Source organism: Ignatzschineria larvae DSM 13226 (assembly GCF_038500265.1).
Classification (GTDB): Bacteria; Pseudomonadota; Gammaproteobacteria; order Cardiobacteriales; family Wohlfahrtiimonadaceae; genus Ignatzschineria; species Ignatzschineria larvae.
On sequence record NZ_CP150637.1, the window covers coordinates 2,426,113 to 2,450,733 of the forward strand.

Sequence of the window (24,621 nt, forward strand, 5' to 3'; positions counted from 1 at the left end):
AGGTCATGATAATAGTTCAATTTGTTGATTAGATTATTCCCGGGCTTTATTTACAAAATATTTAATAAAGTAAGCATATTATGAAGATATATCTCTTATATTAGAAGTATTTAGTTATATAAGAGGTAAAAATGGTTTCATTAACAAAAAATCAGACAGTATCTTTGCGTAAAGAATCTTCGAATTTACAAAAACTCCATGTGGGACTAGGTTGGGATCCTGTACCAAAGAAACGAGGGTTTTTAGGTTCTCTATTAAGTGGGGGAGATTCGATTGATCTCGATGCGAGCTGCATTCTACTTGATAAACAAGGACAACAGATTGATATCATTTGGTTTCGTCAATTGAAATCAAAAGATGGTTCCATCGTTCATTCTGGAGATAATTTGACTGGTGAAGGTGATGGAGATGATGAGGTTATTAATGTGAATCTTGAAGCATTACCTACAAATGTGGAATATCTTGTTTTTACGGTTAATAGCTTTAGAGGCCAGACTTTCAATGAGGTGGAAAATGCTTTTTGTCGGATATTAGATCAATCAGGGAAAGAGCTTGCGCGTTATGTATTATCTGAGCAAGGCGTACATACTGGCATTATTATTGTGAGTCTTCGTCGCAATAATGGAAATTGGGATTTGACGGCATTGGGATCTGCTTGTAAAGGTCGTACTATTCAAGATATCTACCCAGAGATTGTTGCTCAGGTGCTGCGATGAAAATATTGATGGCGGGCGGGAATTTGACGATTCCAACAGAGCGAATTACGGTGACAATTCGCAGTGATCGTACAGTAGATGCATCAGCCTACCGACTCTATGCAAATGGTAAAGTTCGGGGCGATTCTGATATGGTTTTTTATGGCCAGTTAGCGAATGAAGATCAATCGATTAGCTTAAATCAACAAGGCAATCAAGCTATTTTTCAACTAAACTTGCCTCAACTGCATACTGAGGTAAATAGGATTGCTTTTGCCATTACGTGTAATGATGGTTTAACAGTTGAGGCACTTCATCAATTGGCGATTACGGTTAGTGCAGGACTTGGAGCGATTGCAGAGGGTCAAGTAGATCTTGCCGGACGTTCGGAAATGGCTCTTATTATGGGGGAAGTTTACCGGCGTAATAGTGAATGGAAATTCCGTTTTATCGCTCAAGGTTTTAATGGCGGATTGCAACCCTTAGCTGAGCATTTTGGAATAGAGATTACCTCACCGGCATCTAATTCAATAAATCCTGCTTCTCCAAATAATTCACCCGCTAATACTAATAAAATCACAAATGTACCGCTCACATCACCACCGGTAAATCTTTCAAAAATATCCCTCACGAAAGAGAAGAGAAGTGTCAGTCTTGAGAAGCGGGATGATTTTGGCAAGATTCGTATTAATCTTAATTGGCATAGAGAAATAGCTAAGAAGGGTGGCTTTTTCAATGGACTATTAAGTAATAAAGGGGTTGATCTTGATTTAGGCGCTTTCGTACGTTTGAAAAATGGTGAATGCTCTGTTGTCCAAGCATTAGGAAATGGCTTTGGTTATTTTGATCGACCTCCCTATGTGCAACTAGAAGCAGATGATCGTACAGGGGATAATATCAGTGGTGAGTGGATTAATATTAATGGACGTTATTGGGGAGAGATAGATGAGGTCTTAATTTATGCATTTATCTATGAAGGAGTGCCTAATTGGACACATACAGATGGTGTAGTGACAGTATATGTTCCTGACCAAGCGCCTATCGAGACCCGTTTAACTGAAGGGGATAATAATGGTCGTTTATGCGCAATTGCAAGACTTATAAATCAGAATGGTGCTATTAAGGTTGAGCGGTTAAATGAGTATTTTAAACGACAGCGAGATATGGATCAGGCTTATGGTTGGGGGTTTAGGTGGACAGCCGGTCGTAAGTAAGGCTAATTGTTTTTGTGATCATCTATTGATATGTACTTCTCAATAAATGGAATTATCTATTTGATTTTTTAAGTTTTATATATGGAAGAAAAGAGGAATTTATGAGCTTTTTAAATAAAATTAAAGAAGGTTTTAAAAGTGGTCGTGATGAGTTAACTAGGCAAGTGAGTCGTTTTAAGAATCAGAAATTTATGCAAGGAACAGTAGCAATTTGTGCTTATGTGGCAATGGCGAGTGATGGAGTTAGTCCTGAAGAGAAACATAAGATGATGGGGTTTTTGAGGACATCTCCAGAATTAAGTATTTTTGACACCAATGAGGTTATTGAATTCTTTAATAAAATTGTTGCAAGCTATGATTTTGATATGGATATAGGACGAGGTGAGGCAATGAAATATATTGTCAACCTTAAGAATCAACCAGAAGCTGCTCAACTAGCGGTTCGTGTAGGAATTGCAGTTGGCAAAAGTGATGGGGATTTTGATCAATATGAGCAAAATGCCGTTACAGAGATTATCGCGGCATTATCGCTTGATGCTGAGAGTTTTGGGCTCTAGTTTTTATCTTTTTTATCAAATTGTTATAAATAAAGCGCATATTTAATTTCAGCAAGTAACTATCAGCCTATAAAAGGATGCGTTTGTTATGATGCCTTGATAGTTAATTAACGGCCTTAAAATAGCTATTTATATTTTATAATGTTAAATCCATGGAAGGATATTTATGAATGAAGTAACACATCTTGGGTTTCCCTTCGATACCACGATTGTATTTATCGTGCTTTCGCTCGGGGCAATTTTTATTGACCTCTTTATGCATCGTAAGGATACCATTGTTACACTAAAAAGTGCTGCACTATGGTCAATTTTCTGGGTCATGATTGCCATGATCTTTGCCGCCTATCTTTACTATCGTCATGGTTCTGAGGTGGGGAGTCTTTTTTTAACAGGATATGCACTCGAGAAAGTTTTATCTGTGGATAACTTATTTGTTATGATGGCGATTTTCTCTTGGTTTGCGGTACCTGATCAGTACCGACATCGCGTGCTCTATTGGGGGATTATCGGGGCAATTGTGTTCCGAGCAGTTTTTGTTGCAATTGGTACCGGCCTATTAGCTTTGGGGCCTTATGTGGAACTTATTTTTGCTTTAATCGTACTCTGGACGGCATTCATGATGCTCAAAGGAGAAGCCGATGAAGATGAAATTGAAGATTATTCACAACATTTAGCTTACCGTTTAGTGAAACGTTTCTTTCCTATTTGGCCTAAATTATATGGGCATAACTTCTTTGTTAAGCAAGCTGATGTCGATGCAGAACTTAAAAAGCCAGAGAATAAAGATGTCAAAGTCGGTGGTAGTGCAAAAACAACGCTTTATGCCACACCGCTTTTTCTCTGCGTAGCAGTCGTTGAACTCTCTGATGTGATGTTTGCCTTTGATTCTGTACCAGCAGTGATTGCGGTAAGCCGAGAACCTTTAATTGTATATAGTGCAATGATGTTTGCGATTTTAGGGTTAAGAACGCTCTATTTTGTACTTGAAGCGCTTAAACAATATCTTGTGCATCTGGAGAAATCGGTTGTTGCATTGCTCTTTTTTATTGCCCTTAAACTTGGATTAAATGCTACTGATAGTCTTTGGGAGCATGGTTGGCATATTTCTGCAAATGTAAGCTTAATTACAGTGTTAGTTGTGTTAACGATTGGAATTATCGCTAGTTTTCTCTTTCCTGGAAAAGAGGAATCATAATTTTACTCATTATTAAAAGGAGTTGACAAATGAGTGTTTCTTTAGCAAAAGGGGGCAATGTTTCATTGAGCAAATCAGCCCCGAATATGAAAAATATTTTAGTTGGATTAGGCTGGGATGTTCGGGAAACGGATGGTGCTGAATTTGATCTTGATGCCTCAGTTTTTCTCTTAACTGATAGCGGTAAAGTACGCGGTGATGCTGATTTTATTTTTTACAATAATTTACGATCACAAGATGGTTCAATTGAACATACTGGTGATAATCGCACGGGAGAAGGCGAGGGTGATGATGAGTCTATTAAAGTTAATTTAGATTTGATTCCGGCAGCGATTTCCAAGTTAGTATTTGTTGTAACAATTCATGATGCACAAGTTCGCCGTCAAAGTTTTGGTCAAGTGCAAGGTGCTTTTATTCGCTTAGTTAATAACGATACGAATGTAGAAGTTGCGCGTTATGATCTTTCAGAAGATGCATCCACTGAAACAGCGATGCTGTTTGGTGAGCTCTATCGTCATAATGGAGAGTGGAAATTTAGAGCGGTAGGTCAAGGTTATGCTGGAGGGTTAGCTTCTGTTTGTCAACAATATGGCATTAATGCATCATAATCATGATCTTATGTTTGTGACTTGAACTTTGTTAATAGAATTGAAAATTTTTAGTAGAAAGGAGTAAGCAATGGCTGTTTCATTAGTAAAAGGGGGTAATGTCTCTCTAACCAAAGAAGCTCCAACGATGGGAGTTGCTATGGTTGGTTTAGGTTGGGATGCACGTGTTACAGATGGTGCTGAGTTTGACTTAGATGCATCGGTTTTTATGGTTGGTGAAAATAATAAAGTATTATCAGATACACATTTTGTGTTTTTCAATAACAAAAAAAGCCCTTGCGGATCGGTAGAGCATCAAGGGGATAATCGTACCGGTGAAGGTGAGGGTGATGATGAGCAGATCAAAATTAATTTAGCCCAAGTGCCGGTGGATGTTAAAAAGATCATCTTCTCAGTGACAATCTATGATTCTGAAGCGAGAAAGCAAAACTTTGGGATGGTGAATAACAGCTTTATCCGTGTTGTGAATCATGATAATAATACAGAAATTGCGCGTTTTGATCTTTCAGAAGATGCATCAACAGAAACAGCGATGGTTTTCGGCGAGCTTTATCGTCATGGATCAGAATGGAAATTTAAAGCAGTCGGCCAAGGTTTTGCAGGTGGCCTAGGGGCTCTTGCCGGCCAATATGGTGTGAATATATAAAGTATCGATCTTATGTCATAAATCGTAATGTTGGGTTTCACGTAAGTGAGGTTTGATAATGATAGGACAGATTCACTGCAGTGAGTCTGTTTTTTTTATATTTCACTTAAACTGTTCTTTATGAAACATATTGAATGAAATGTAGAATAGAAATACAAGGTAAGAATATAGAGTAAAAATAATAAGAGAAGAGTAATGATTATTAGAATGTTTCCCGTGAAACATCAACAAAGTGTCTCAAGAGTATCTACTATTATGGGTAGTAGTAGGTAGAATGGAAAAAATAATATCGTGAAATCAACCTGTGCTTTATTGCTTAAATTCGATCTATTTTATGATATGGTAAAAAGATATCATCGTAAATTAGGAGTGGATTTATGTCAGAGAAGCAAGATTCATTACTCGATCAATATCAATTATTATGTCAAGATTGGCGAAGTGAAGCTAAAGATAGCTCTGATTTGGATGCCCGACGAACCTATTTCCAAAGTCATCCTGCTTTTATCCGCTGCCGAGAAATTTTAAATAATGCAGATTATACTGTTGAGAGAGTTTTAGTCGAGAATATGAAGCGACTTGATCATCTCTCAATTCATTTTGACCCTCGATTGACAGTATTAATTGGGGAGAATGCAACCGGAAAAACGACCGTCTGCGAAAGTTTAACAAAAGTATTTTCTTGGATTTTAAGCGCCATAAAACAGGAAGACTTTGCCGGCGCAGATATCGATTTAGATGAGATTAAGCATGGTAAATTAGCAGGGCGTATTACAATTGATCTTATTCTTGATGCGTACAATCAAATTCCCTTTTCTTTAGTACGTAATATGCAAGAGGGGGCTCATGCGAAACCATCGGATTTTGAAGCATTACGAGCATATGCTACAGTTATTCGAGATATTTTGAGTGTAGATAGTGCTTCTGTAACGCTTCCGCTCTTTATTTTTTATGGTGTCAATCGCACTAATTTTACGCGAAGCGCTAGAGAAATTTATCTCCATCGCTCTAGTGCCTATGATCATGCGCTTGAAGATAAGGTGCGAGTTTCTGATATGATCGAGTGGTTTATAATGCTCGATAATCTATCACAGCAAGATAAACTGTCTGAAGTACGTGATCTGCAAGTTTTTCAAGCAACATTGCAAGAGACAATTGCCGGCTTTAAGGTAAAACAACAGCAGGCAGATTTTCTGCAGAGTTCTCTTTTATCAGAGATGATCACTGATTTAGAGGGGAAGATAGCAGAAGCACAAGAGAAGATTGATGCGATTAAAGCTCGACCTTTTACAACGGCGGAGAAACTCAAAGCCTTAGTGAATGAAACAGTACGAATTTTGATTCCCAATGCTTCAGCTATTTCAGTGGATCGTTCTAGCGGTAAAGCACGAGTAGTGCTTGATATCTTTGGGGAAAAGCATGATATTCAGTATCTTTCTCATGGTCAACGTTCAGTGCTCTTTATGGTAGCTGATTTATTATCAAGATTAGAGATCCTGAATCCCCATCTTGAAGATCCCAGGCATAGTCCCGGGATTGTGATTATTGATGAGATCGAGCTTCATCTACATCCAACATGGCAGCAGACGATTATCGATTCTTTGCTGAAAATCTTCCCCAATATTCAATTTATTATCACAACCCATAGCCCACAAGTGATCTCTTCGGTGCATAAAGATCAGATTCGTTTTCTTAAAAATGATTTTGAAACCCATGAAGTAAAAGTACATTCACCAACATTCCAAACTCGGGGTCTATCTTCAGATAATATTTTGCTTCGGATTTTGAATATTGCCGAGGCACCGGATACGCCGGAATTTCAGAAGTATCAACAGCTCGAGAAGCTGATAGAGAACAATCTTGGCGATAGTGAAGAAGCTCAGAAGCTCTATCAACTTTTAGAGAAACACTTTGGTGCAGACAGTTTAGAGATGGAGAAGCTTCAATCACTTAAACGATTGCAAGCGATGCGGCAACGTATTTTGACTTGCCAAAATCAGCTGAGATCTGCCAAATCAATAGAGAAAGGAAAGGCTTCTATCGGTGAAGGGCATCAGCGTGTTGATAAGGAACAGCAAAGCGATAAGGAGTAGTGAATGCATCAACTTATTCGACCAAAACGAGCGCCGAAAACATTACGCCGAGCTCAAAAAAATCGACGTAAGCGGTGGGAGCAGATGCGAGGTAAGGATCGCCGGCAAATTTGGGTAAAGCTTCATGAGATGCAAAATCACTTTTGTGCTTATTGCGAATCACCTCTGATTCGGGAAGATAGCCATATTGAGCACTTTTTTCCCCGAGCAAAATATCCTGAATATATATTTGAATGGGATAATCTCTTTGGTTCTTGTAATAATAGTTGGACTTGTGGCATCTATAAAGATAGTGGACGTAACCCTGATAAAGTCATCCATGAGATGATTATCAAGCCAGACGAAGAAGATCCTAGGGACTATTTTCGTTACTATAAAAATGGTCGAATTGGCGTGCGGGGAGGATTAACTGATGAGGCGTATCATCGCGGAAAAGCAACAATTCGTTGGTTTAATCTTAATCATAATGCTTTAACACAGTTGCGTGCACGACACTTAGCGCCTTTAAAGCAGCTAGAGGCTGAATTTATCGCTTGGTATGATCATTGTGAAGAGAATCCCGATCTCTTGCCAGTGCTTGAAGAGGAGCTTTGGCAACTGCTTAATGAACAACTCAATACTGCTTTTCAAGCGATGAAGGTACATTATATTGTTGAGCATCTTGATCTGTTGTCGTTGATGGATCGTAGATTAATAGAAGATCTCCTAAGCGATCATGCACATGAAGTGGGACAACGTAACCGGCAAGGTGTTAGCAACAGGCGCAAATAATAACGCCTTATAATGGACAATTATTTTGCCTGTTAGTCGTGTTGTAATGCGACTTTAAATTAGGTGAGATATAATGTGTAAATACCCTCAATAATATTGAGATCTACGATATTACAACGAATCTCAAAGATCATTAAAAGGAGCTCACAATGATTGAACGAATTAACAAAGGTGCTCGTATGTCGGATGCGGTAATTCATAATAAGACGCTCTATTATACAGCCGTACCCACGATGATAGAGAACGATATCTATCTACAGATGAAGAGTACTTTAGCGGATATTGATCAGATACTTAAAACTGCCGGAACGGATAAGTCGCGCATTTTAGATGCCACAATCTTTCTTGTTTCAAGTCGAGATCTTGATGGTATGAATCGCGCTTGGGATGAATGGGTTGACTCGGAGAATGCGCCAGTACGTTGTACGGTACAAGCAGGATTAATGAATGCCGATTGGAAAGTAGAGATGAAAGTCATTGTGGCAATGCCATAACTGATTACTGAGTGATTCTTTTAAAGCAAAGTCCATTTGTCTCCTCAAAGAGGCAAATATCTCTATTTTTATCAGAATTTTGTGCCGGCAGTAATAAGTATGGTCTTACCAGAATCTTAATATTGAAAGGTGTTCTAATTTGAGGATGTTGGTGGCTTCATTAGAAGATACATTCTTGGCTTTGTATCTTGTAAGCTCCTGGGCTTGGATGGTTTTATGCTCGATCTTTCCTGTTGTAAATCGGCCTTAAAAATTAGGGCAACAAAAAAGCAGAGATTTGATAATCTCTGCTTTACTTTTATGAAATATTTATAAAAATAGAATAATGATATTAACTGGTCAAAAAAAATAAAATAATACCAATTGAATTGAAATAAAGACAATATAAATATATTATCAATAATAAATTTAAGTAAATTGACTTATGTTTAGTTTTATCTGCTTGATACATAGTGTTAGGTAGCAATCATATTTCAGAGAAGGGGCGAGTATGGGTCAGCGTGGATTTTCTCGACGAGATTTTTTAAGAACAATGGTGATTGGGGGCGTGACGGTGTATATTGCGGCGCCTTTCAGTAAAGCATTTGCGGCACTATTTCAGAATAATATTTTGCGACCACCTAATTGGGATCCGCAAACGCAGACAATTAAGAATCGAATTGATGCTTATGCAAAAGCTTTAGGAGAGAAGGTTTTCGCTTTTGATTTTAGAGCGAAAGATATGCCTCATTGGCCTCAAAAGCAGACTTATGCGATGATTTTACGGGTCACGCAAGCTGATAAGCGGTATGAGGGATTTGATTTGTCGATCTTAGAACCTGATGGTTTAATGCCAGATAAGATCATCACTGATGAAGATTTGGTGCGAGATAATGTGACGTTGCCGCCATTCTATGGGGAAGATTTCTTGCTTCCTGTAGGGAAAACACCGGCTTATCTTGGGCAGGAAGTGGCGATTTTGATCTATGAAGATTTTGATCGTTATCATTTTGCCAAAGAGACGCTTAAATTTAGAGACGATATTATTCGTTATGGTGAGACAACAGGGTTTTTAGAACGTGATCCATGGTCTACTTATCGAGGTATTCGCGTAGGTGCTGAAAATCCTTGGGATCCTGATATCTATTCTGCGATGGAATATACTACGGTTGAACCCCTAGGCTATAAGAAATATGTCCCTTATTATCCGACCGGTAAAAAGGGTGGGAATATGGATCAGCGCGGTATGTACTATGCCGAGGAGATTGCGGATCAATTCAAGAATCCCTCTGAAGATTGGCTAGTGATGGATCGTGAACTCTATTCCCAATCGATTGACCTCTGCGCGATGGAGCCTGATAACTCCAATGTTTGGTATGATGCGGATACAGAATCACTTCATGTGGTAATGGGAATTCAAACGCCACCACAAGTGGCAGAATCGATCGTTTATATTGCAAGCCATTCCAATTTTAAATTTAAAAAGCTCTTCTTTCATCCCTGCACAACTGTAGGTTATGGTTCAAAAGCCCGTGCAATGTTACCGATGCTTGGTATTGTAGCCGGGCTTTATGGTGGAGGTCTTCCAGTTCGTCTTGCGAATGATCGTTATGAGCAATTCCAAAGTGGTATTAAACGTCATCCATTTGATATGAAGTGCCAATTAGCGATTAACAAGAAGACGAAGAAGGTTGAATCCTTTATTGCCCATTATGCCTTAAATGGCGGCGGTCGCTGTAACTATACGCCGGGTGTAACGGCGGTGGGTTGTACAGGTTTTCAGGGAATTTACTATGTACCAAAGAGTGATATTATCGGCGTTGGTGATGCTACTCGCTCGGTTATTGCCGGCTCTAATCGTGGGTATGGTGCATTTCAGACCGCGCCGGCATTTGATACCTTGATGGATGAAGCAGCGCACTTGTTAGGTGAAGATCCTGTCGCCTTTAGACTTAATAATTTGATGAAATCGGGGATGAAAAATGCCCAAGGAGCAATTCCTGCCGGCATGATGCGTGGGGGCGAAGTCCTTGAAAATTGTGCGGAGCATCCGCTTTGGAAAGATCGTAAGGCAAGAAAAGCCCAATTTGAGAAAGAGAATCCTGGCAAGATTTTAGGAACAGGCATTGGTTGTGTACAGCTTGATTTTGGTTCTGGCGATGAGGGAGCTTATGCCAAGATTGAGATTTCACCTGAAGGAGAGGTATCTCTTTGGCATAGTGGTTTAGAAGTCGGAACAGGGATGGCGACTTCTCAGACAGTACTCTGTGCAAAATGGTTCGGTGTGCCTGCGCATCACTCCTATTTTGGTATGCTTGATTGGCCGGATATTGAGATGACAACGAAAGGTATAGAAGGTATTACCCAAGAGAAGCAAGATAAGCTTGCGGAGAACCCTCGTTGGACACCGCATCACTCGTCAACTGGGGCGAGTAACTCTGCTTACTATTACTCTCATATTACTTCTGATGTTGGGCGGGTACTCTTCGATTTTGGTATCTGGCCGGCGGCTGTAGCGATCTGGTCTGAAGGGATTGATGGGGGACAATATCGTTCACTGACTGTTCGACAAGAGGATGCGCGTTGGACTGAAGCGGGGCTCACTGCGGATGGATTAGAACCGCTATCCTTAGCGAGAATAGCGAAGAAAATCTATGAGATGAAAGGTTTAACCGGCGTTGCAGGTCATGGCTATAATCGATGGGAATGGGCAACGGCGAAATTTAAAATTGGTGATTCTGTTGCTGAATTTGCACTCGATGGAATTTCCCTCAAATGGGCAGATGGCGGTTATATCTTTAATGATCGCTTATCGGTGAATTACCCTACTGTACAGCGATGGAATGCTGGTGTGACGGATTATACAGCGCTTGCCGTTGCGGCAGAAGTATCGGTCGATCGCGCAACCGGGGAGGTGAAAGTGGAGAATCATCACTCGGTGCTTGAATGTGGCAATATGATTGTACCGGATCTTGTGTCAGGGCAGTTACAAGGCGGTGCGGCTATGGGTATTGGCCATGCGCTCTATGAGTATCTTCCACCCTATGAAGATGGCCCTGGCAATGGAACTTGGAACTTTAACCGTTACCATATTCCGCTTGCAAGCGAAGTGGCAGTGTGGGAGCAGACGCAGGTTGTGATTCCACCGTTATCGGATACAGATCCTCCTAAAGGTATGGCTGAACTTGCGATGACCACCATTGTGGCATCTGTTACCAATGCTGTTGCAGATGCGACAGGTCACTATTTCTATCATCATCCTATTCGCCCAAATGAAGTCTTGGAGGTTCTGAATGAAAATAATCTATAAACCCCTCACGATCACGATTAATGGGGAGAAAGTGGGCCCAATGGATATCCCTGAAGGGCTTTCAATGCTCGATTTCCTCCATGAATATCTCAATATGACCGGCACTCGTATGGGCTGTAATCAAGGGATTTGCCATGCATGCGTTATTATTGTCGATCATCCTGATGGTACGAGTGAAGAGATGCGAACCTGTATTACTGGCGCGCATTTCTTCGATGGTAAATCGGTGCGCACGATTGAAGGTATTGCGCATAAAGAGGCTGATGGTGAAGCAGTGCCATCGCCGGTGCAACAAGCCTTTATGGATCATTTTAGTTTCCAATGTGGTTACTGTACGCCGGGATTTGTGAATGCAACTACCGTTTTTATGGAAGAGCTAGCGCGTAATCCTATTGAAAGAGCTGATCTTGAACAAGCGATTATGGATGCACTCAATCCCCATATCTGCCGCTGTACGGGCTATGTTCGTTACTATGAAGCGGTGCGGGATTTAGTGGAAAGTACACCGGGATTATTAAAGGGGTAAGCGATGACAGAGAATAAAAAAATCGAAGATCAAACCATTGATCAAGGAACAAAGCCTCATCAAAAACGGGGGCGATTATTTAAATGGATCGTGACGCTGGTGATTATCATTATCTTGGTGATTCTCGTGATTGTGGGGTTTGATTTCTATGAGCGTTTACGACCCTCGGGTGCAAAACAGGTACTCAATAGTCCACCGGAGTTGATTGAAAAGGGGCGTTACTTAGCTGCCGCGGGGGATTGTGCTTCATGTCATACCACAAAAGAGGGCGCAATGTATGCCGGCGGTTATAAGATCGATACTGCTTTTGGGACGATTTATAGTAGCAATATTACGCCCTCTGCAGATTACGGTATAGGCCGTTGGACGGCGGATGACTTCTATCGTTCGATCTCTGAAGGGGTATCACCGATTCACCGGAATCTCTATCCGGCAATGCCGTATCCATATTATGCGAATATTACTCGGGAAGATTCTGATGCAATGTACGCTTACTTTATGTCGGTTCCGGCAGTAGATGAGCCTAGCCCGAGTAATGAGCTCTCATTTCCTTATAATCAGCGCGCGATGTTGATGGGATGGAATATGCTTTTCTTTGATAAATCGCCATTACCAGCGGTTTCAAAAGGAAATTCTGATGCATGGAAACGTGGGGAATATCTTGTGAATACGCTAGGTCATTGTGCAATGTGCCATACGCCGATGGGAGATTTTGGTGAAGTGGAGCGGGAGAAGATGTTTACCGGCAATGTGATGGGGCGGTTCTCAGCGCCTGATATTACGCCGCAAGGTTTAGCCGCTCGTGGATGGACGCAACAGGATCTTGAGCGTTACTTTGCCGAAGGAATTGCTCCTCAAGGTTCCGCCTTTAGCGATATGTACCTAGTCGTTCATAATAGTACAAGCCAACTCACACCGAAAGATATCAGTGCGGTGGCGACATTCCTCTTAGGTGACCAAGCGCCGGCGCCGAAAGTGGTAGATGTTAAGGCGGATGCATTACAGGGCCCTGGATATGATAGTTACCTCAATATGTGTTCCGGCTGTCATAACCTCGATGGTTCCGGTAAGCCCAATGTTTCTGTACCGCTTGTGGGCAATAGTACGGTGATGAATCCAGATAGTCGTAACTTAATTGTATCCATCTTAGATGGATTACCTTGGCAGAGCTTCCCGAATGATGAGCGTTTCCAATCAATGCCGGCATTTACTACAGAGATGAGCGATGAAGAGATTGCCTCATTGGTGAATTTCTTACGCACCGCCTGGGGGGTGTACCCGGTGATGTGACTGCTGAAGAGGTGAAGGCATTGCGGGAGTAACATGCAATAATGCCATCCCATCAATGAGGATATGATTATTAAGAGATCGCTAGAAAAGAGTGATCTCTTTTTTATTGTGAGGCGATAGACTATATAAAACGTATCGTTAATATATAGTCAATTTGGTTTAAGAAAAACGGTTTTTCAACAGCTATTGTAGGGGTTTTAAAAGAAGATAAAACCATACTAAACAACACTTGCAAGATGCCGGATAGAACAGCTTCCTCGCTTCTGACAACTGATGCGCCGGCATTTGAATAAGCTCATTTTGAACCGATATTACTATACTTATTGATAACTATGTTTATCTTGGCATATAGCCCATCATTCAATATTTTACCGAATCAAGGAGTTACCAGTGTTACCATTTTTAGTCGGTTATCTTATCATTATCAATTGCTTAGCCTATCTGCTCTACGGTATCGATAAACGTCGTTCAATTAAGCAGCAATACCGCATTTCAGAGAAAATGCTCCTATTAGTTGCATTCTTAGGGGGCGGTGTTGGTGCATGGTTAGGGATGAAGCACTATCGACATAAGACAAAGCATCTTAAATTCACGATTTTAGTACCGCTCTCTATTGTGACAACGATCTTTTTCATTGCTGTCATTTTGTCACTTAGAACGGTTCATTTGCCGGGGTAATGACTGTTCTTGATATTAAGGATAGCGATAGTGCATCCCTAATATGGGGTATTATTCCTCTTTCATCTCATCTTTAATCTCTTTGGGCAATGCAATCCCATCTTGGTAACCGGTATTGACATGGCTTGCATCGCAAAAAGGTTTATTGCGGGATTGCCCACAGCGGCAAAGGGCAAGGCGGTTGCGCTTTTCATAGAGTGTGCCATCGGCGCTTTCAAGGGTAAAATCTCCTCGGGCATTGAGGCTTGCACTCACGCGTTCTTGCAGATCTTCGGCGATAGCGAGCGTATCTTCATATTCATCTTCTACAAGTTCGCCATCTAATACGGCGGTTAAGCGACCAGAAGGACAGAGTGAAGCGCCTTGTATCGCTTCTTTGGCTTTTTCCGGGTCATCAGATTGTGTTGTTAATGTCCAGACTTCCCCTTGTTCTCGGTGACAAAAACGTGAAAAGGCACAACGCTCATCATCTAATAGAGAGAGTTTGGGACCCGTAAAAGTTTCACTTCGATCTAAATAGGCAGAATGATCGGCTGTTTCAGTGCCATCAAAATTCACTTTCTCATGGGAGCCATCGCAAAAAGGCGCCTGTTTTGAATGACCGCACCGGCAAAGTGCCATCTTTTTTTCCACAGGAAATTGTTGTAATTCAATAGGATTCAGTACGCCATTATTATCCGGCATATACGCTTCTTGCGAGAGCTTCTCAAGGTTTGAAACCAGATAGGGGCCATTTTTACTTACTTTAATTTTGAACATGGTATCTTCCTCCTAGAAAAATGCATAAATGTGGGATTTCCCATTTTTATACGGCATTATATAGCTAACTTTAGTCTATCATAGATAACTAGTTGATATTCATCTCTCATTGTTCATGGGTAAGTAATGTAAGAGTCTAGATTATTGTAAACATTAAATATATTAATATGCATTAATATATTGTTTTTATAGGAGCCATCATATCTTGGCCAATTTGCAAGGCAATGTCTATAAATGCTTTGACAGCGGAAGATTGCCAAGCGCCTTTTCTATGCATAAGAATAGCTGTTCTTTCTAAGGCTAGTTCTTTAAGGGGAATTGCTATTAGGTTAGATTGATGGAGTGGAATTATTTCTGGAATGATAGTGGCTAATTTACTCTGTTTTATGATTTCTAAAATCGCACCTATCGATTCTACTTCCATATGTGCCTCTAGATATAATCCTATTTTTCGAAAGTGCTGATCAATTTGCCTTCTAGTGGCAAAGCCTTGATTAAGCAGTACTAATTGTTGCTTTCTTAATTGTTTTAAACTCATTTCTTTAGTCATAGCAAGCGGATGTTGTGTTGAGACAACAAATGCGAGGCGTTCTACTAGTAAAGGGGTATAAGCAACTTGTGATGAGTAGCTTTCATCAAAGGCAATCCCTAGATCAATCTCATTTTTTAAGAGCCTCTGTTCTATTTTAGATTGAGATGCTTCATAAATATGAAGTGTGATATTTGGGTATTGTTCATTTAATTGGGCTGCGGCTAAACCAATAAAATAAGTGATAAAAGTGGGCGTGACCGCAATACGGATAGACCCTCTACTGAGATTACTCATATCATGAATCGCCTGTTTTCCTTCATGTAGAGTCAAAAAGGCCCGCTGCGTATACTCTAAATATATCTTCCCCGCATCCGTTAATCGAATCGCTCTACCACTTCGATCAAAGAGTTGGGTATTTAAATTTTCTTCTAATAATTTGATCTGTTGCGATAAAGCGGGTTGAGAAATATGTAATGCTTCAGCTGCCTTTGTGAAACTTTGATACTCGGCCACAGTGAGGAAATAGCGGATATAACGTAAATGCATAGTTCGACCTATTAGTTTTACTAATGACACCTATTATAAATAAGACTTTTACCTTATGAATAAGAGGCGATAACCTGAGTCATATTACCATTAGGAAGTATTGTAAATCCCACTATTTTGAGGGTATGCGCTATTTTTTTAATTTCAATTGTTGTCAATATCGACGCAAAATTGAATCAATGTTCAATAAAACTCCAAGGGCTATTAGCAGAAAGGTGTTCATATGAGTAGAAAAACAATCTGGTTATTTGCAGCTGTTCTAATATGTTATATCCTTGCAATTATCGCAAAAGGATCCCCCGATATAACATTTTATCACTTAGTGAGTATTATTCCTTTAGTGTTGATTTTAGTCCTCCTTTTTATGCAGGTAGATATGTTGATTGCCGCGCTTGCAGGAGGCGTAATGGCTATGATCATTGGTGGAATAGGAATGGCAGGTGCGAATGCGATTATGATGGAGACAGTTCCGAAAATGCTATCGAATACTGTACCTATCATTAACTCGGCGGTTGCAACGGCTGTATTTAAAGCGGGCGGGTATACCGCAGCGCTAACACTGGTGCGTCGAAGTATTGGGGGGCGGCTTGAATTTGTGGCAGCTTTCATTGTTATATTGCAATCTGCGGCAACCTATATGTCTGGTATTGGTGGTGGTAGTGCGATGGTTATCGCGCCTTTAGCCTTTGCTGCTTTAGGGGCAAATCGTTATCTCATTGCCGGAATGTCGATTGCAACGGCGGCTTCTTTTACCACCTCACCTGCCTCTTTAGAATCGAGTGTTGTGTCCGATCTTTCTGGCACGCCTATTGCAGAGTATGTGGCGACAATGCAACCGATTTGGCTACTTTTTGTCGTGCTCTCTATTGTGATTGCATTTATTGGCACATTAAAAGAGAAGGGGATTTTTATTGCCGATGAGGATGATGGATTTGCGAATAAAACGAGAGGCGAGCTTTGGAAGTTAACGTTACCTGCAATATTTCTGCTTACAGCGGTTATTGCCGGGCCTTCCTTAAATAAATTGATTATTGCTTCAGGATTATCTGAAACGGCTATTTTTGGCCCATTGATGTATACCATTGTGACTATTGCGCTGATCTATTTCTGCAGTGAATTATCTGCGAAGCAATCTGTAGAGGCGATGGTGAGTGGCTCACAATATATCTTAACGTGCCTTTTTACAGTGGGACTTTTCTTAACCTTCATCTACGTTATCGAAAAAACGGGGGCTTTTGACACCATCGCTTCAGTCATCGGTGCTGCACCTGCTGCGATGGTGGTTCCGGTTGCGGTTCTTGTAGGCTTCTTAATAGGCGTTCCTGCCGGCGCTTATGTCGGGTCGATTTTAACCTTGGTATTACCCATTACAGTTGTTTTAGGCTTTACCCCGATGCAGATTGGGATGGTGGCTATTGGCGTGGGATTAGGGAGCCAATTAAGCTTGGTTAATATTACGATGCAAGCGCTCTCTGCAGGCTTCAAAATTCCTATTATTCAAGTATCAAGAGGTAATTTACCCTTTGTTGCCGGCGCTGTGATTCTGCTATTAGTCATTTCGGCTTTTGTCTAATGATGATTGTAAGAGCGAATACTATTCAAAATTGAAGATCAATATTGAAGGTCAAAACCTAAGATTAAACCTAAGATCAAAAAATATCACTATTGATCAATGAAATCTCAAAAGGAGAAATTTATGAGTAACCAAGTCGATCTAATTCTTCGCAACGTTCGCATTGATGATCAACAACCATTGGTAGATGTCGCCATTAAAGAGGGTTACATTACTGCGATTGAATCTAACAGCCCCCTTCGTGCAAAAGAGAGTATTGAAGGTGAGGGGCATATCTTAATCCCAAGCTTTGTAGAGAGCCATCTGCATTTAGAGAAAGCCTTTGTAATGGATCGAAAGGCCAATCGTTCTGGTACATTACAAGAGGCGATCGCAGTGACAGCTGAATTGAAGCCAACCTTTACGGCTGAAGATATTATGGCGCGTTCAAGAGCGGTGATTCGCACTTTAATCCAAAATGGGAGTACGTATGTGCGAGCTCATGCAGAGTTCGATCCTGGGCAAGGCTTCACCGGGTTTGATGCCGTAATGCAGTTGAAGGAGGAGTTTAAAGGGCTCATTGATATTCAAGTGGTGGCTTTTCCTCAAGAGGGAATCTTTAAATATCCAGGCACAGCAGAGATGATGGTCGAAGCGATGGAGAAGGGTGCCGATGTGGTCGGTGGAATCCCCTATAATGATCGAGATGCAAAGGAGCATATTGATTTTGTTTTCGATCTTGCCGAGCGTTTTAATAAAGATATCGATTTGCATCAAGATTTTTCGGATAGTGCCGAGAATATGTCTATTGAATATGTCGCACAAAAAACGATCGAGAAAGGATGGCAGGGTCGTGTAAGTGTGGGGCATTTAACGAGTTTAGGGGCCGCAACACCAGAGCGTCAACAGGAGATTATCCGCCTTTTAAAAGAGGCTGAAATTAGTGTAATGTGCCTTCCTGCCACAGATCTTCATTTAGGTGCACGTAAAGATGAGTCTAATGTTCGCCGTTCCTTAACCCCTGTTCGACTATTAAGAGATGCTGGTGTCAATGTCTGCTTGGCAACGAATAATATCCGCAATGCTTTTACCCCTTTCGGAACAGGTAATTTGTTACATATCTCGATGTTAGCGATTCCTGCAGCGCATTTAGGGGGTGCGGATGATCAGGCTACCGTATTACCGATGTTAACGTATAATCCTGCTAAAGCAATGAATTTGAAAGATTACGGTCTTGCTGTGGGTAAAAAAGCGGATCTCGTCCTTCTCAATACCCAAAAGCTCAGTGATGTCATTCTCGATATTCCTGCCGCCTTAAAAGTGATTAAAGGTGGCAAAGTGATCGCTGAAACAGTAGTGAGTCAAACAATCGGTTTCTAGAGAAATGCCTTTGTTACATTTTTGAAGAATGCCACTTATAGGGGGGTAAGCCGCTAGGACTGTAAGTGGTGCGGGGAGCGGGATAGAAGCTAAGGGGATCTTATTGATCTGTTAATACTTAGCGTTTATCCCGTTTATTGTGAAGTATGAAATGGGCAGTACAGAGAACCTACAAAGGTAAAAGATGAAAGAGAAGCGAACGATGATCAGTCGATTTAAAAATATGGGACCTGCAGCGATTGTCACGAGTGCATTTATTGGACCTGGAACTATCACAACGACGACATTGGCCGGTGTGAATTATCAATATGCTCTCTTATGGGTGATTCTTTTTTCTGGGATTGCGTTAATCTCATTGATGAGAATGACAAGCCGTGTTTCGATCGTGACACATAAAGAGGTAACGGAAGCCACAGTGGCTCGTTTTCAACATTATTCTTTGGTGAAAAGTGGGATTATCGTGGTTGTGACGCTCACACTTTTTGTGACAGGTTTTGGATTTGAAGCGGGAAATTTAATCGGAGGATCGATGGGGCTCGCTGATCTCTTTAGTCTCCCTCAATGGCTTGCTTCCTTGATTTTAGGCGCAATTGCATTTTATGCCGTTGTCTTAGGGACAGCAAAGACCTTAGAAACATTAATGTCGCTCTTTGTAGCGGCGATGGGGATCATCTTTATCTTTGCGATGATTGCGGTTAAGCCTGATTATTTTGCTGTCGCTAAAGGGTTTATTACACCTCAAATTCCTGAAGGTGCTTTAACGAATATTATTGCACTGATTGGTACAACGCTCATTGGTATTAATATTCTTATTCACTCCTTAAGCTCCGCAGAGAAGTGGCGGGATCCAGCGCAACTCTCAGAAGCCTATTTTGATACTAACTTTAATATCGGTATTGGCCTACTGATCACCGCTGCGATTGTGATTACTGCGGGAACCGTTCTTTTTGGTACCGGTACAGTCGTGACTAGTCCGATCATCTTTTCACAGATGCTTGAACCGATTTTAGGGGAGTATGCACGCTATGTCGGCGATATTGGTATTGCCTGCGCGGGGTTATCGAGTGCGATCGCAACGCCATTGATTTTAAAAGAGGTTGTAGCTCATATTTTAGGATGGAAAAGAGATGGCTTAAAATCAAGAGTCGCCGGAGGCTCTGCGGTTATTTTTGGAACTATCTTATCTGCTTTAGGGCAGAGTCCTGTACAAATTATTGTCTTTGCCTCAGCTTTAAGCGGTATTTTTCTCCCGATTATTGCTATTATGGTGATGATTGTTGCCAATAGTCGGGCATTAATGGGGACGTATAAAAACACGCTATTACAAAATATCATTGGTGGATTTGCAATATTGGTCACTATTGTATTAGGCATCAATAGCATTATTGGATTTGTGAGTACTATTTTGAGTTAAATGTTCAATTTATGATCATTTAACGATAACAATGATAAGTCATTTCTCTGCGGAGAAGTGGCTTATTTTTATGCCCTTTTTCTGCCGATGATCTGCTGAGAAGCGAATTGATTGTGAGAATAAACCCATTAAATAGAATCAATAAGATGGTGAAAAATTGAACAGTATCAGAAGTTATCAGTGAAAGCCGTAGGTGATTGATAAAAACTGAAGAATAAAATTAAAAATTGATAACAGTTTGCGTATCTGATAATTTTCTTATTCGTGAATGATTCCTATTTAGATTTGAGAAGACTATGTTATCGAAAACTACTTTTTCCGCTATGATGCTTTTTTCCGCTGTTTCAATCCCCTCGTTACTTTGGGCGCAATTGCCGGATGAGTCTGATAAACCAGGTAAATCTGATGAAACGGACCCTATTCCTATAATTGATCTTGCGAAGATTGTCGTACAAGGAACGGCTTTGCCGGCAACGCCTTTTCAATCGGTGCAGAGTAGTGATTTGATGCGGCAAAATATGGTGCAAGATGAGCGTGATCTGCTACGTAATGAAGTAGGCGTAGGCGTAACAGAGAGCGGTCGGGCGGGGAGTAATGGTTTTGCTATTCGAGGGGTCGACAAAGATCGTGTGGCGGTATTGGTCGATGGATTACCGCAAGCGGAGAGCTTTATGCCATCGATCTATAAAGGTTATGGTTATTTTAATGGCTCGATTAATAATACGGAGTATGAAAATATCAGCCAAGTAATGATCAATAAGGGCGCTAATTCCGTCACTGATGGAAGCGGAGCCATAGGCGGATCGGTACGTTTTACTACCAAAAATATCGAAGATTTTATCCAAGAGGGACGTTCTTTAGGTGGATATTGGAAGAGTGGTTATAGCTCTAAAAACCGGGAATGGCGTCAGGTTTTAGGGGCAGGTTTTCGTCATAATGGTCTTTTTGGCTTTGCACAGGTCACTAAGCGCCGGGGACATGAAACCATTAATAATGGACATGGAGAAAATATCTATGGTTCTGCTCGTGGAAAACCGGATCCTTTGTTGCGTCATTCGACGGCTTGGCTCAGTAAAATGGGCTATGAATGGGAGGATCATCGTTTAACGGCCTTTTATGAGCGCCGAGATCAGCGGCAGAAGATGGCAGAGAAGAGTTTTGATAGTTGGGGTACTTATCGTTTTGCCGAAGATACTTCCCCCTATCGTCGCTATGGCTTGGAATATGATTATGTGGCAACGAATTCGAATTGGCTCGATACAATCAATGTCATAGGGGCTGTGCAGAAGATCTGGATGCGTTCCGATACCTATAATGTGAAGCAGAGTGATCCCTCTATTGTCGATCAGCACTATTTTCGAGAGTTTCAGCAAAATCAAAAACTACTGAAAGGCGAGCTGTTTACGCAAGCTATTGAGATAGGCGCGCAGAGCCATTCTTTTCAAGCGAAGGCAGAATATCGGCATGGGCGATTACAAAATAGTAATCACGATATTCTTTACCTCAATGGTGTTGCTCATCCATCTCGTTATAGCATTATGACACCGGTAAAATCGCGGGTATTCTCGCTTGCTTTACGAGATGAGATTGATTTGAGTGAATCACTACAAGCAGTGGCTGGACTTCGCTATGATGATTATCGTTATGCCCCGCAATTAGATGGGCGTAATAAATTCCCGGTGAGTTTTGATGATCAACAGAAACATTTCCGCAATCTCTCTTGGCAACTTGGTTTAACGTACCATCTTACCTCGGAGCATCAATTGAGTTATCAGATCGGCACCGGCTTTCGCGCCCCTCGTATTGAGGAGATGTTCTTTGAGTTTGGCAAAGGTGGGATGAATCATTTTATGTCTAATCCTGATTTGAAGCCTGAAAAAGCGTTGAATCAAGAGGTGAGTTATCAGTTTCAAAATGATATTGCTCTCTTGCGCGTAGGTGCTTTCTATAGTCAATATCGAAACTTTATTGAAGAGCGCGTCAGCGAGGGACGATTGCCGAATCCTTGGTATGATCCAAATAGCTATTGGGGCGGTGAACCCTATCTTTCGATCAATCAGATTCAATTTGTGAATGTGGCAAAAGCCCATATTTCAGGACTTGAAATCTCGGGCAGTTTAAATGGGGAAGCCCTAGGATTATCGAATCAATGGAATTTTCATCTTAAAGGGCAATATAGTAAAGGACGTAATCAAGATGGAGACCCTCTAAAATCAATTCAGCCTTGGAGTGTCATTGCCGGCGTGGATTATCATGCAGATAATGGACGGTGGAATGTGTCATTAACAGGGCGCTATAGTGCTGCGAAAAAAGGGAAAGATACCTTAGAAACTTACTACTCTTGGCGCGGTGCGGAGGTGAAAGAGTGGCCCTATTTAAGTAATCGTTATTTTGTGGTGGATTTAACGAGTCAAATTAAGATCGATCGGGATATCACCATGAATATTGGCGTTTTTAATCTCTTCAATCGAAGTTACACCACTTGGGATAGTTTGCGAGATCTTCCCACCTTTGGTACGACCAACCGCATTGACCGACAAGGAAAAGGCTTAGAGCGTTTTACCGCTCCTAAACGCAATTTTGCCATCTCTTTTGAGGCGAAGTTTTAGTTATTATCAGATTGAATGGTCAAATATCCATCTGTAGGGATTTATCAATTTGCAAAATATAATCAAATAGGTACTTCATTTTGATAAATTGATAAATCCTTTAGGTTAATAGCCGTATTTTTATAGATAGTACCAAATAGAGAGCCCAAAAATATCTGCAAGTGTATGTGCTAAGAAGAATGGTAATAAGTTTTTGGGTCTAAAATAGCGGTAGAGTAAGAGTAATAGGAGCCCTAGAAGAAACCCTAGGCCTAAAGCTGTTGTCATTCCTTGATAAGTATGAAAACTACAACGAATGATTAGTGAATAGACTATAGCCCATTTAAGATATTTTGGAGCAACAGCAAGACAGATCCCTAAAAAAAAGAGCTCTTCATAAATGCCATTGAGAAGGGCGTAGCTGATAATTGATATAATATATCCTAGAGTTGTTCCTTTTTGTTCAATAAGTTCAGGCTCTATGGTATAGGTCGAAACTAGAGAATTAGCAGTTGAATAGTCTATCCAATTTATCGCAAAGAAAAGTTTTTGAGTGCCAAAGTAGTAGAGATCCATTATTAAGGCAGCGATAAGAAAAATACTAACAGCTTTTAAGAGCGTTAGCCGATCTAACAAAATAGCAGAACGAAAGTTAGAGAGGTTGAAATTTCGAATTTTTAAATAGAAAAGTGCTAAGCTCAGTAAAATTAATTGGAATATAAGAGCGTTATAATTGTCACTTGCAGAGAATGTAGTGGTTTCATTTAATGTTAAATCACCTTGAGATAATAAATAGTATTGATAAGTGGAAGAATAGATCGCCTGGCCAAATAGAATAAGTGTGAGAATAATAAGATCAAACCATTGTAGATACTTTTTTTGTATAGTCGTTGTCATAATTTTTTACCTAATAATATTCTAGATATCATTTAATAAATTAAATGATGCTAGGATGAGCTGAGCGTGTGATATAAATAATATTAATTATTATCATTTTAAATGACCGATTTAGTTTACAATTATTATTGGAATCTTAATATTGTTCATTGGTATAGAAAATCCTTCAATAGAATTTAATACTAATATGCACGTGGAGAGTTAATCAACTTTTAAGGATTTAGATATTTATGATTGAATTAGGAAAAGCCGTATTTTTAGGTGTTGTGTTACTTTTACCGCTCGCTAATCCGTTAACGGCGGTGGCAATGTTCTTAGGCCTTGCCGGCAATATGCCAAAATCAGAACGGGATAAAACCGCTTTTCAGAGTGCTTTTTATACGCTTTTGATTCTCTTGGCTACTTGGTATGCCGGGAACTATATTATGCATGCCTTGGGTATCTCGATTGCGGGATTACGAATTTCAGGGGGAATGATTGTCGCCTTTATTGGCTTTACGATGTTATTCCCTTCAGCGAATGAGTCAGATGTAACGCCATCTAAAGCGGCAAGAACGAGCTCTAGTATCAGCTTCGTTCCTCTTGCAATGCCAGCAACAGCGGGGCCTGGAACAATTGCCTTAGTGGTCAGTACCGCTTCTACCTTACATACCGATCAACACGTTTCTGAATTTGTCTTTTTGTTAGCACCCCCTTTAGTTGCCCTCATTATCGCCGGCGCTCTTTGGCTGGGCCTCTATTTCTCGAATGCGATTATGCGTTTTTTAGGTGAGAAGGGCATTAATGCCATCTCTCGATTGATGGGATTCTTACTAGTCTGTATCGGCGTGCAATTCGTGATTAATGGCGTACTTGAGATTATTCAGCAGTATCATGGGTAGCATTGAAATATTTTATAAT

20 protein-coding genes and 1 pseudogene are annotated in these 24,621 nt (G+C 40.7%); 18 read left to right on the forward strand and 3 right to left on the reverse strand.

The features are described 5' to 3' along the window. Positions 1-131: 131 nt before the first annotated feature. The 13 genes and pseudogenes from WMO13_RS10065 to WMO13_RS10125 all read left to right on the forward strand — a co-directional run bounded on the left by WMO13_RS10065 (position 132) and on the right by WMO13_RS10125 (position 14,053). A complete protein-coding gene (locus WMO13_RS10065) occupies positions 132-716 on the forward strand; it encodes a TerD family protein (protein WP_026878872.1) in 585 nt (194 codons plus the stop codon). Further along, positions 713-1,909 carry a TerD family protein gene (locus tag WMO13_RS10070; RefSeq protein ID WP_026878873.1) on the forward strand — a complete coding sequence of 399 codons (1,197 nt, stop codon included), beginning with the start codon at positions 713-715 and terminating at the stop codon, positions 1,907-1,909. The genes WMO13_RS10065 and WMO13_RS10070 overlap by 4 nt, the downstream gene beginning before the upstream one ends. A 101-nt stretch (positions 1,910-2,010) precedes the next feature. Beyond that, entirely contained in the window at positions 2,011-2,466 is a 456-nt protein-coding gene (locus tag WMO13_RS10075) for a tellurite resistance TerB family protein (RefSeq protein ID WP_026878874.1), read from the forward strand. A 166-nt stretch (positions 2,467-2,632) separates the two neighbouring features. After that, a complete protein-coding gene (locus WMO13_RS10080) occupies positions 2,633-3,661 on the forward strand; it encodes a TerC/Alx family metal homeostasis membrane protein (protein ID WP_034855662.1) in 1,029 nt (342 codons plus the stop codon). Between the two features lie 29 nt (positions 3,662-3,690). Then, the gene (locus WMO13_RS10085; RefSeq protein ID WP_026878876.1) at positions 3,691-4,269 is read left to right on the forward strand and encodes a TerD family protein; all 579 of its coding nucleotides are present in this window, start codon (positions 3,691-3,693) and stop codon (positions 4,267-4,269) included. Between the two features lie 70 nt (positions 4,270-4,339). Beyond that, entirely contained in the window at positions 4,340-4,915 is a 576-nt protein-coding gene (locus tag WMO13_RS10090) for a TerD family protein (RefSeq protein ID WP_026878877.1), read from the forward strand. A 377-nt stretch (positions 4,916-5,292) separates the two neighbouring features. Further along, complete coding sequence (gene ptuA, locus WMO13_RS10095; RefSeq protein ID WP_026878878.1) at positions 5,293-7,005, forward strand: retron Ec78 anti-phage system effector ATPase PtuA; 1,713 nt, start codon at positions 5,293-5,295, stop codon at positions 7,003-7,005. 3 nt (positions 7,006-7,008) lie between these two features. Next, complete coding sequence (ptuB, locus tag WMO13_RS10100; RefSeq protein WP_051396213.1) at positions 7,009-7,776, forward strand: retron Ec78 anti-phage system effector HNH endonuclease PtuB; 768 nt, start codon at positions 7,009-7,011, stop codon at positions 7,774-7,776. A 149-nt stretch (positions 7,777-7,925) separates the two neighbouring features. Beyond that, the gene (locus WMO13_RS10105) at positions 7,926-8,270 is read left to right on the forward strand and encodes a RidA family protein (protein WP_026878879.1); all 345 of its coding nucleotides are present in this window, start codon (positions 7,926-7,928) and stop codon (positions 8,268-8,270) included. Between the two features lie 490 nt (positions 8,271-8,760). Further along, positions 8,761-11,559, forward strand: a complete 2,799-nt coding sequence (locus WMO13_RS10110) for a xanthine dehydrogenase family protein molybdopterin-binding subunit (protein WP_026878880.1) — start codon at positions 8,761-8,763, stop codon at positions 11,557-11,559. Continuing rightward, on the forward strand, positions 11,543-12,085 hold the full coding sequence (locus WMO13_RS10115; RefSeq protein ID WP_026878881.1) for a (2Fe-2S)-binding protein: 543 nt from the start codon (positions 11,543-11,545) through the stop codon (positions 12,083-12,085). The genes WMO13_RS10110 and WMO13_RS10115 overlap by 17 nt, the downstream gene beginning before the upstream one ends. A 3-nt stretch (positions 12,086-12,088) precedes the next feature. Further along, positions 12,089-13,407 (forward strand): annotated as a pseudogene (locus tag WMO13_RS10120) (c-type cytochrome). Between the two features lie 358 nt (positions 13,408-13,765). Next, complete coding sequence (locus tag WMO13_RS10125) at positions 13,766-14,053, forward strand: DUF1294 domain-containing protein (protein ID WP_026878882.1); 288 nt, start codon at positions 13,766-13,768, stop codon at positions 14,051-14,053. A gap of 51 nt (positions 14,054-14,104) precedes the next feature. Here the strand turns inward: WMO13_RS10125 and WMO13_RS10130 are convergent, their stop codons facing one another. Next, positions 14,105-14,812, reverse strand: a complete 708-nt coding sequence (locus WMO13_RS10130) for a CDGSH iron-sulfur domain-containing protein (protein WP_051396214.1) — start codon at positions 14,810-14,812, stop codon at positions 14,105-14,107. Between the two features lie 172 nt (positions 14,813-14,984). Continuing rightward, positions 14,985-15,920: a transcriptional regulator CynR gene (cynR, locus tag WMO13_RS10135; protein ID WP_342386851.1), complete on the reverse strand. Its 936-nt coding sequence runs from the start codon at positions 15,918-15,920 to the stop codon at positions 14,985-14,987. Between the two features lie 193 nt (positions 15,921-16,113). On the opposite strand from cynR, the gene WMO13_RS10140 reads away from it, so the two are divergent. The 4 genes from WMO13_RS10140 (at position 16,114) to WMO13_RS10155 (ending at position 22,845) form a co-directional block, all read left to right on the forward strand. Next, positions 16,114-17,463, forward strand: coding sequence for a hypothetical protein (locus tag WMO13_RS10140; protein ID WP_026878884.1), 1,350 nt, complete (start codon positions 16,114-16,116; stop codon positions 17,461-17,463). A 123-nt stretch (positions 17,464-17,586) separates the two neighbouring features. After that, positions 17,587-18,822, forward strand: a complete 1,236-nt coding sequence (locus tag WMO13_RS10145; RefSeq protein ID WP_026878885.1) for an amidohydrolase family protein — start codon at positions 17,587-17,589, stop codon at positions 18,820-18,822. Between the two features lie 184 nt (positions 18,823-19,006). Next, the gene (locus WMO13_RS10150; RefSeq protein WP_026878886.1) at positions 19,007-20,236 is read left to right on the forward strand and encodes an NRAMP family divalent metal transporter; all 1,230 of its coding nucleotides are present in this window, start codon (positions 19,007-19,009) and stop codon (positions 20,234-20,236) included. A 296-nt stretch (positions 20,237-20,532) separates the two neighbouring features. Then, positions 20,533-22,845 (forward strand): TonB-dependent hemoglobin/transferrin/lactoferrin family receptor, encoded by a 2,313-nt coding sequence (locus tag WMO13_RS10155; protein ID WP_051396215.1) that lies wholly within the window; start codon positions 20,533-20,535, stop codon positions 22,843-22,845. A gap of 120 nt (positions 22,846-22,965) precedes the next feature. Here WMO13_RS10155 and WMO13_RS10160 read toward each other — a convergent pair whose 3' ends face one another. Next, positions 22,966-23,721 (reverse strand): CPBP family glutamic-type intramembrane protease, encoded by a 756-nt coding sequence (locus tag WMO13_RS10160; RefSeq protein ID WP_026878887.1) that lies wholly within the window; start codon positions 23,719-23,721, stop codon positions 22,966-22,968. A gap of 230 nt (positions 23,722-23,951) precedes the next feature. Here WMO13_RS10160 and WMO13_RS10165 point away from each other — a divergent pair, with 230 nt between their 5' ends. After that, positions 23,952-24,602 (forward strand): MarC family NAAT transporter, encoded by a 651-nt coding sequence (locus WMO13_RS10165; RefSeq protein WP_026878888.1) that lies wholly within the window; start codon positions 23,952-23,954, stop codon positions 24,600-24,602. Positions 24,603-24,621: the final 19 nt, after the last annotated feature.

What these genes read in the sequence shown, in the direction of transcription:
- WMO13_RS10065 (WP_026878872.1), top strand. Translation starts at nt 132, where the DNA reads ATGGTTTCATTAACAAAAAATCAGACAGTATCTTTGCGTAAAGAATCT.
- WMO13_RS10070 (WP_026878873.1), top strand. Translation starts at nt 713, where the DNA reads ATGAAAATATTGATGGCGGGCGGGAATTTGACGATTCCAACAGAGCGA.
- WMO13_RS10075 (WP_026878874.1), top strand. Translation starts at nt 2,011, where the DNA reads ATGAGCTTTTTAAATAAAATTAAAGAAGGTTTTAAAAGTGGTCGTGAT.
- WMO13_RS10080 (WP_034855662.1), top strand. Translation starts at nt 2,633, where the DNA reads ATGAATGAAGTAACACATCTTGGGTTTCCCTTCGATACCACGATTGTA.
- WMO13_RS10085 (WP_026878876.1), top strand. Translation starts at nt 3,691, where the DNA reads ATGAGTGTTTCTTTAGCAAAAGGGGGCAATGTTTCATTGAGCAAATCA.
- WMO13_RS10090 (WP_026878877.1), top strand. Translation starts at nt 4,340, where the DNA reads ATGGCTGTTTCATTAGTAAAAGGGGGTAATGTCTCTCTAACCAAAGAA.
- ptuA (WP_026878878.1), top strand. Translation starts at nt 5,293, where the DNA reads ATGTCAGAGAAGCAAGATTCATTACTCGATCAATATCAATTATTATGT.
- ptuB (WP_051396213.1), top strand. Translation starts at nt 7,009, where the DNA reads ATGCATCAACTTATTCGACCAAAACGAGCGCCGAAAACATTACGCCGA.
- WMO13_RS10105 (WP_026878879.1), top strand. Translation starts at nt 7,926, where the DNA reads ATGATTGAACGAATTAACAAAGGTGCTCGTATGTCGGATGCGGTAATT.
- WMO13_RS10110 (WP_026878880.1), top strand. Translation starts at nt 8,761, where the DNA reads ATGGGTCAGCGTGGATTTTCTCGACGAGATTTTTTAAGAACAATGGTG.
- WMO13_RS10115 (WP_026878881.1), top strand. Translation starts at nt 11,543, where the DNA reads ATGAAAATAATCTATAAACCCCTCACGATCACGATTAATGGGGAGAAA.
- WMO13_RS10130 (WP_051396214.1), bottom strand. Translation starts at nt 14,812, where the DNA reads ATGTTCAAAATTAAAGTAAGTAAAAATGGCCCCTATCTGGTTTCAAAC.
- WMO13_RS10140 (WP_026878884.1), top strand. Translation starts at nt 16,114, where the DNA reads ATGAGTAGAAAAACAATCTGGTTATTTGCAGCTGTTCTAATATGTTAT.
- WMO13_RS10145 (WP_026878885.1), top strand. Translation starts at nt 17,587, where the DNA reads ATGAGTAACCAAGTCGATCTAATTCTTCGCAACGTTCGCATTGATGAT.
- WMO13_RS10150 (WP_026878886.1), top strand. Translation starts at nt 19,007, where the DNA reads ATGAAAGAGAAGCGAACGATGATCAGTCGATTTAAAAATATGGGACCT.
- WMO13_RS10155 (WP_051396215.1), top strand. Translation starts at nt 20,533, where the DNA reads ATGTTATCGAAAACTACTTTTTCCGCTATGATGCTTTTTTCCGCTGTT.
- WMO13_RS10160 (WP_026878887.1), bottom strand. Translation starts at nt 23,721, where the DNA reads ATGACAACGACTATACAAAAAAAGTATCTACAATGGTTTGATCTTATT.
- WMO13_RS10165 (WP_026878888.1), top strand. Translation starts at nt 23,952, where the DNA reads ATGATTGAATTAGGAAAAGCCGTATTTTTAGGTGTTGTGTTACTTTTA.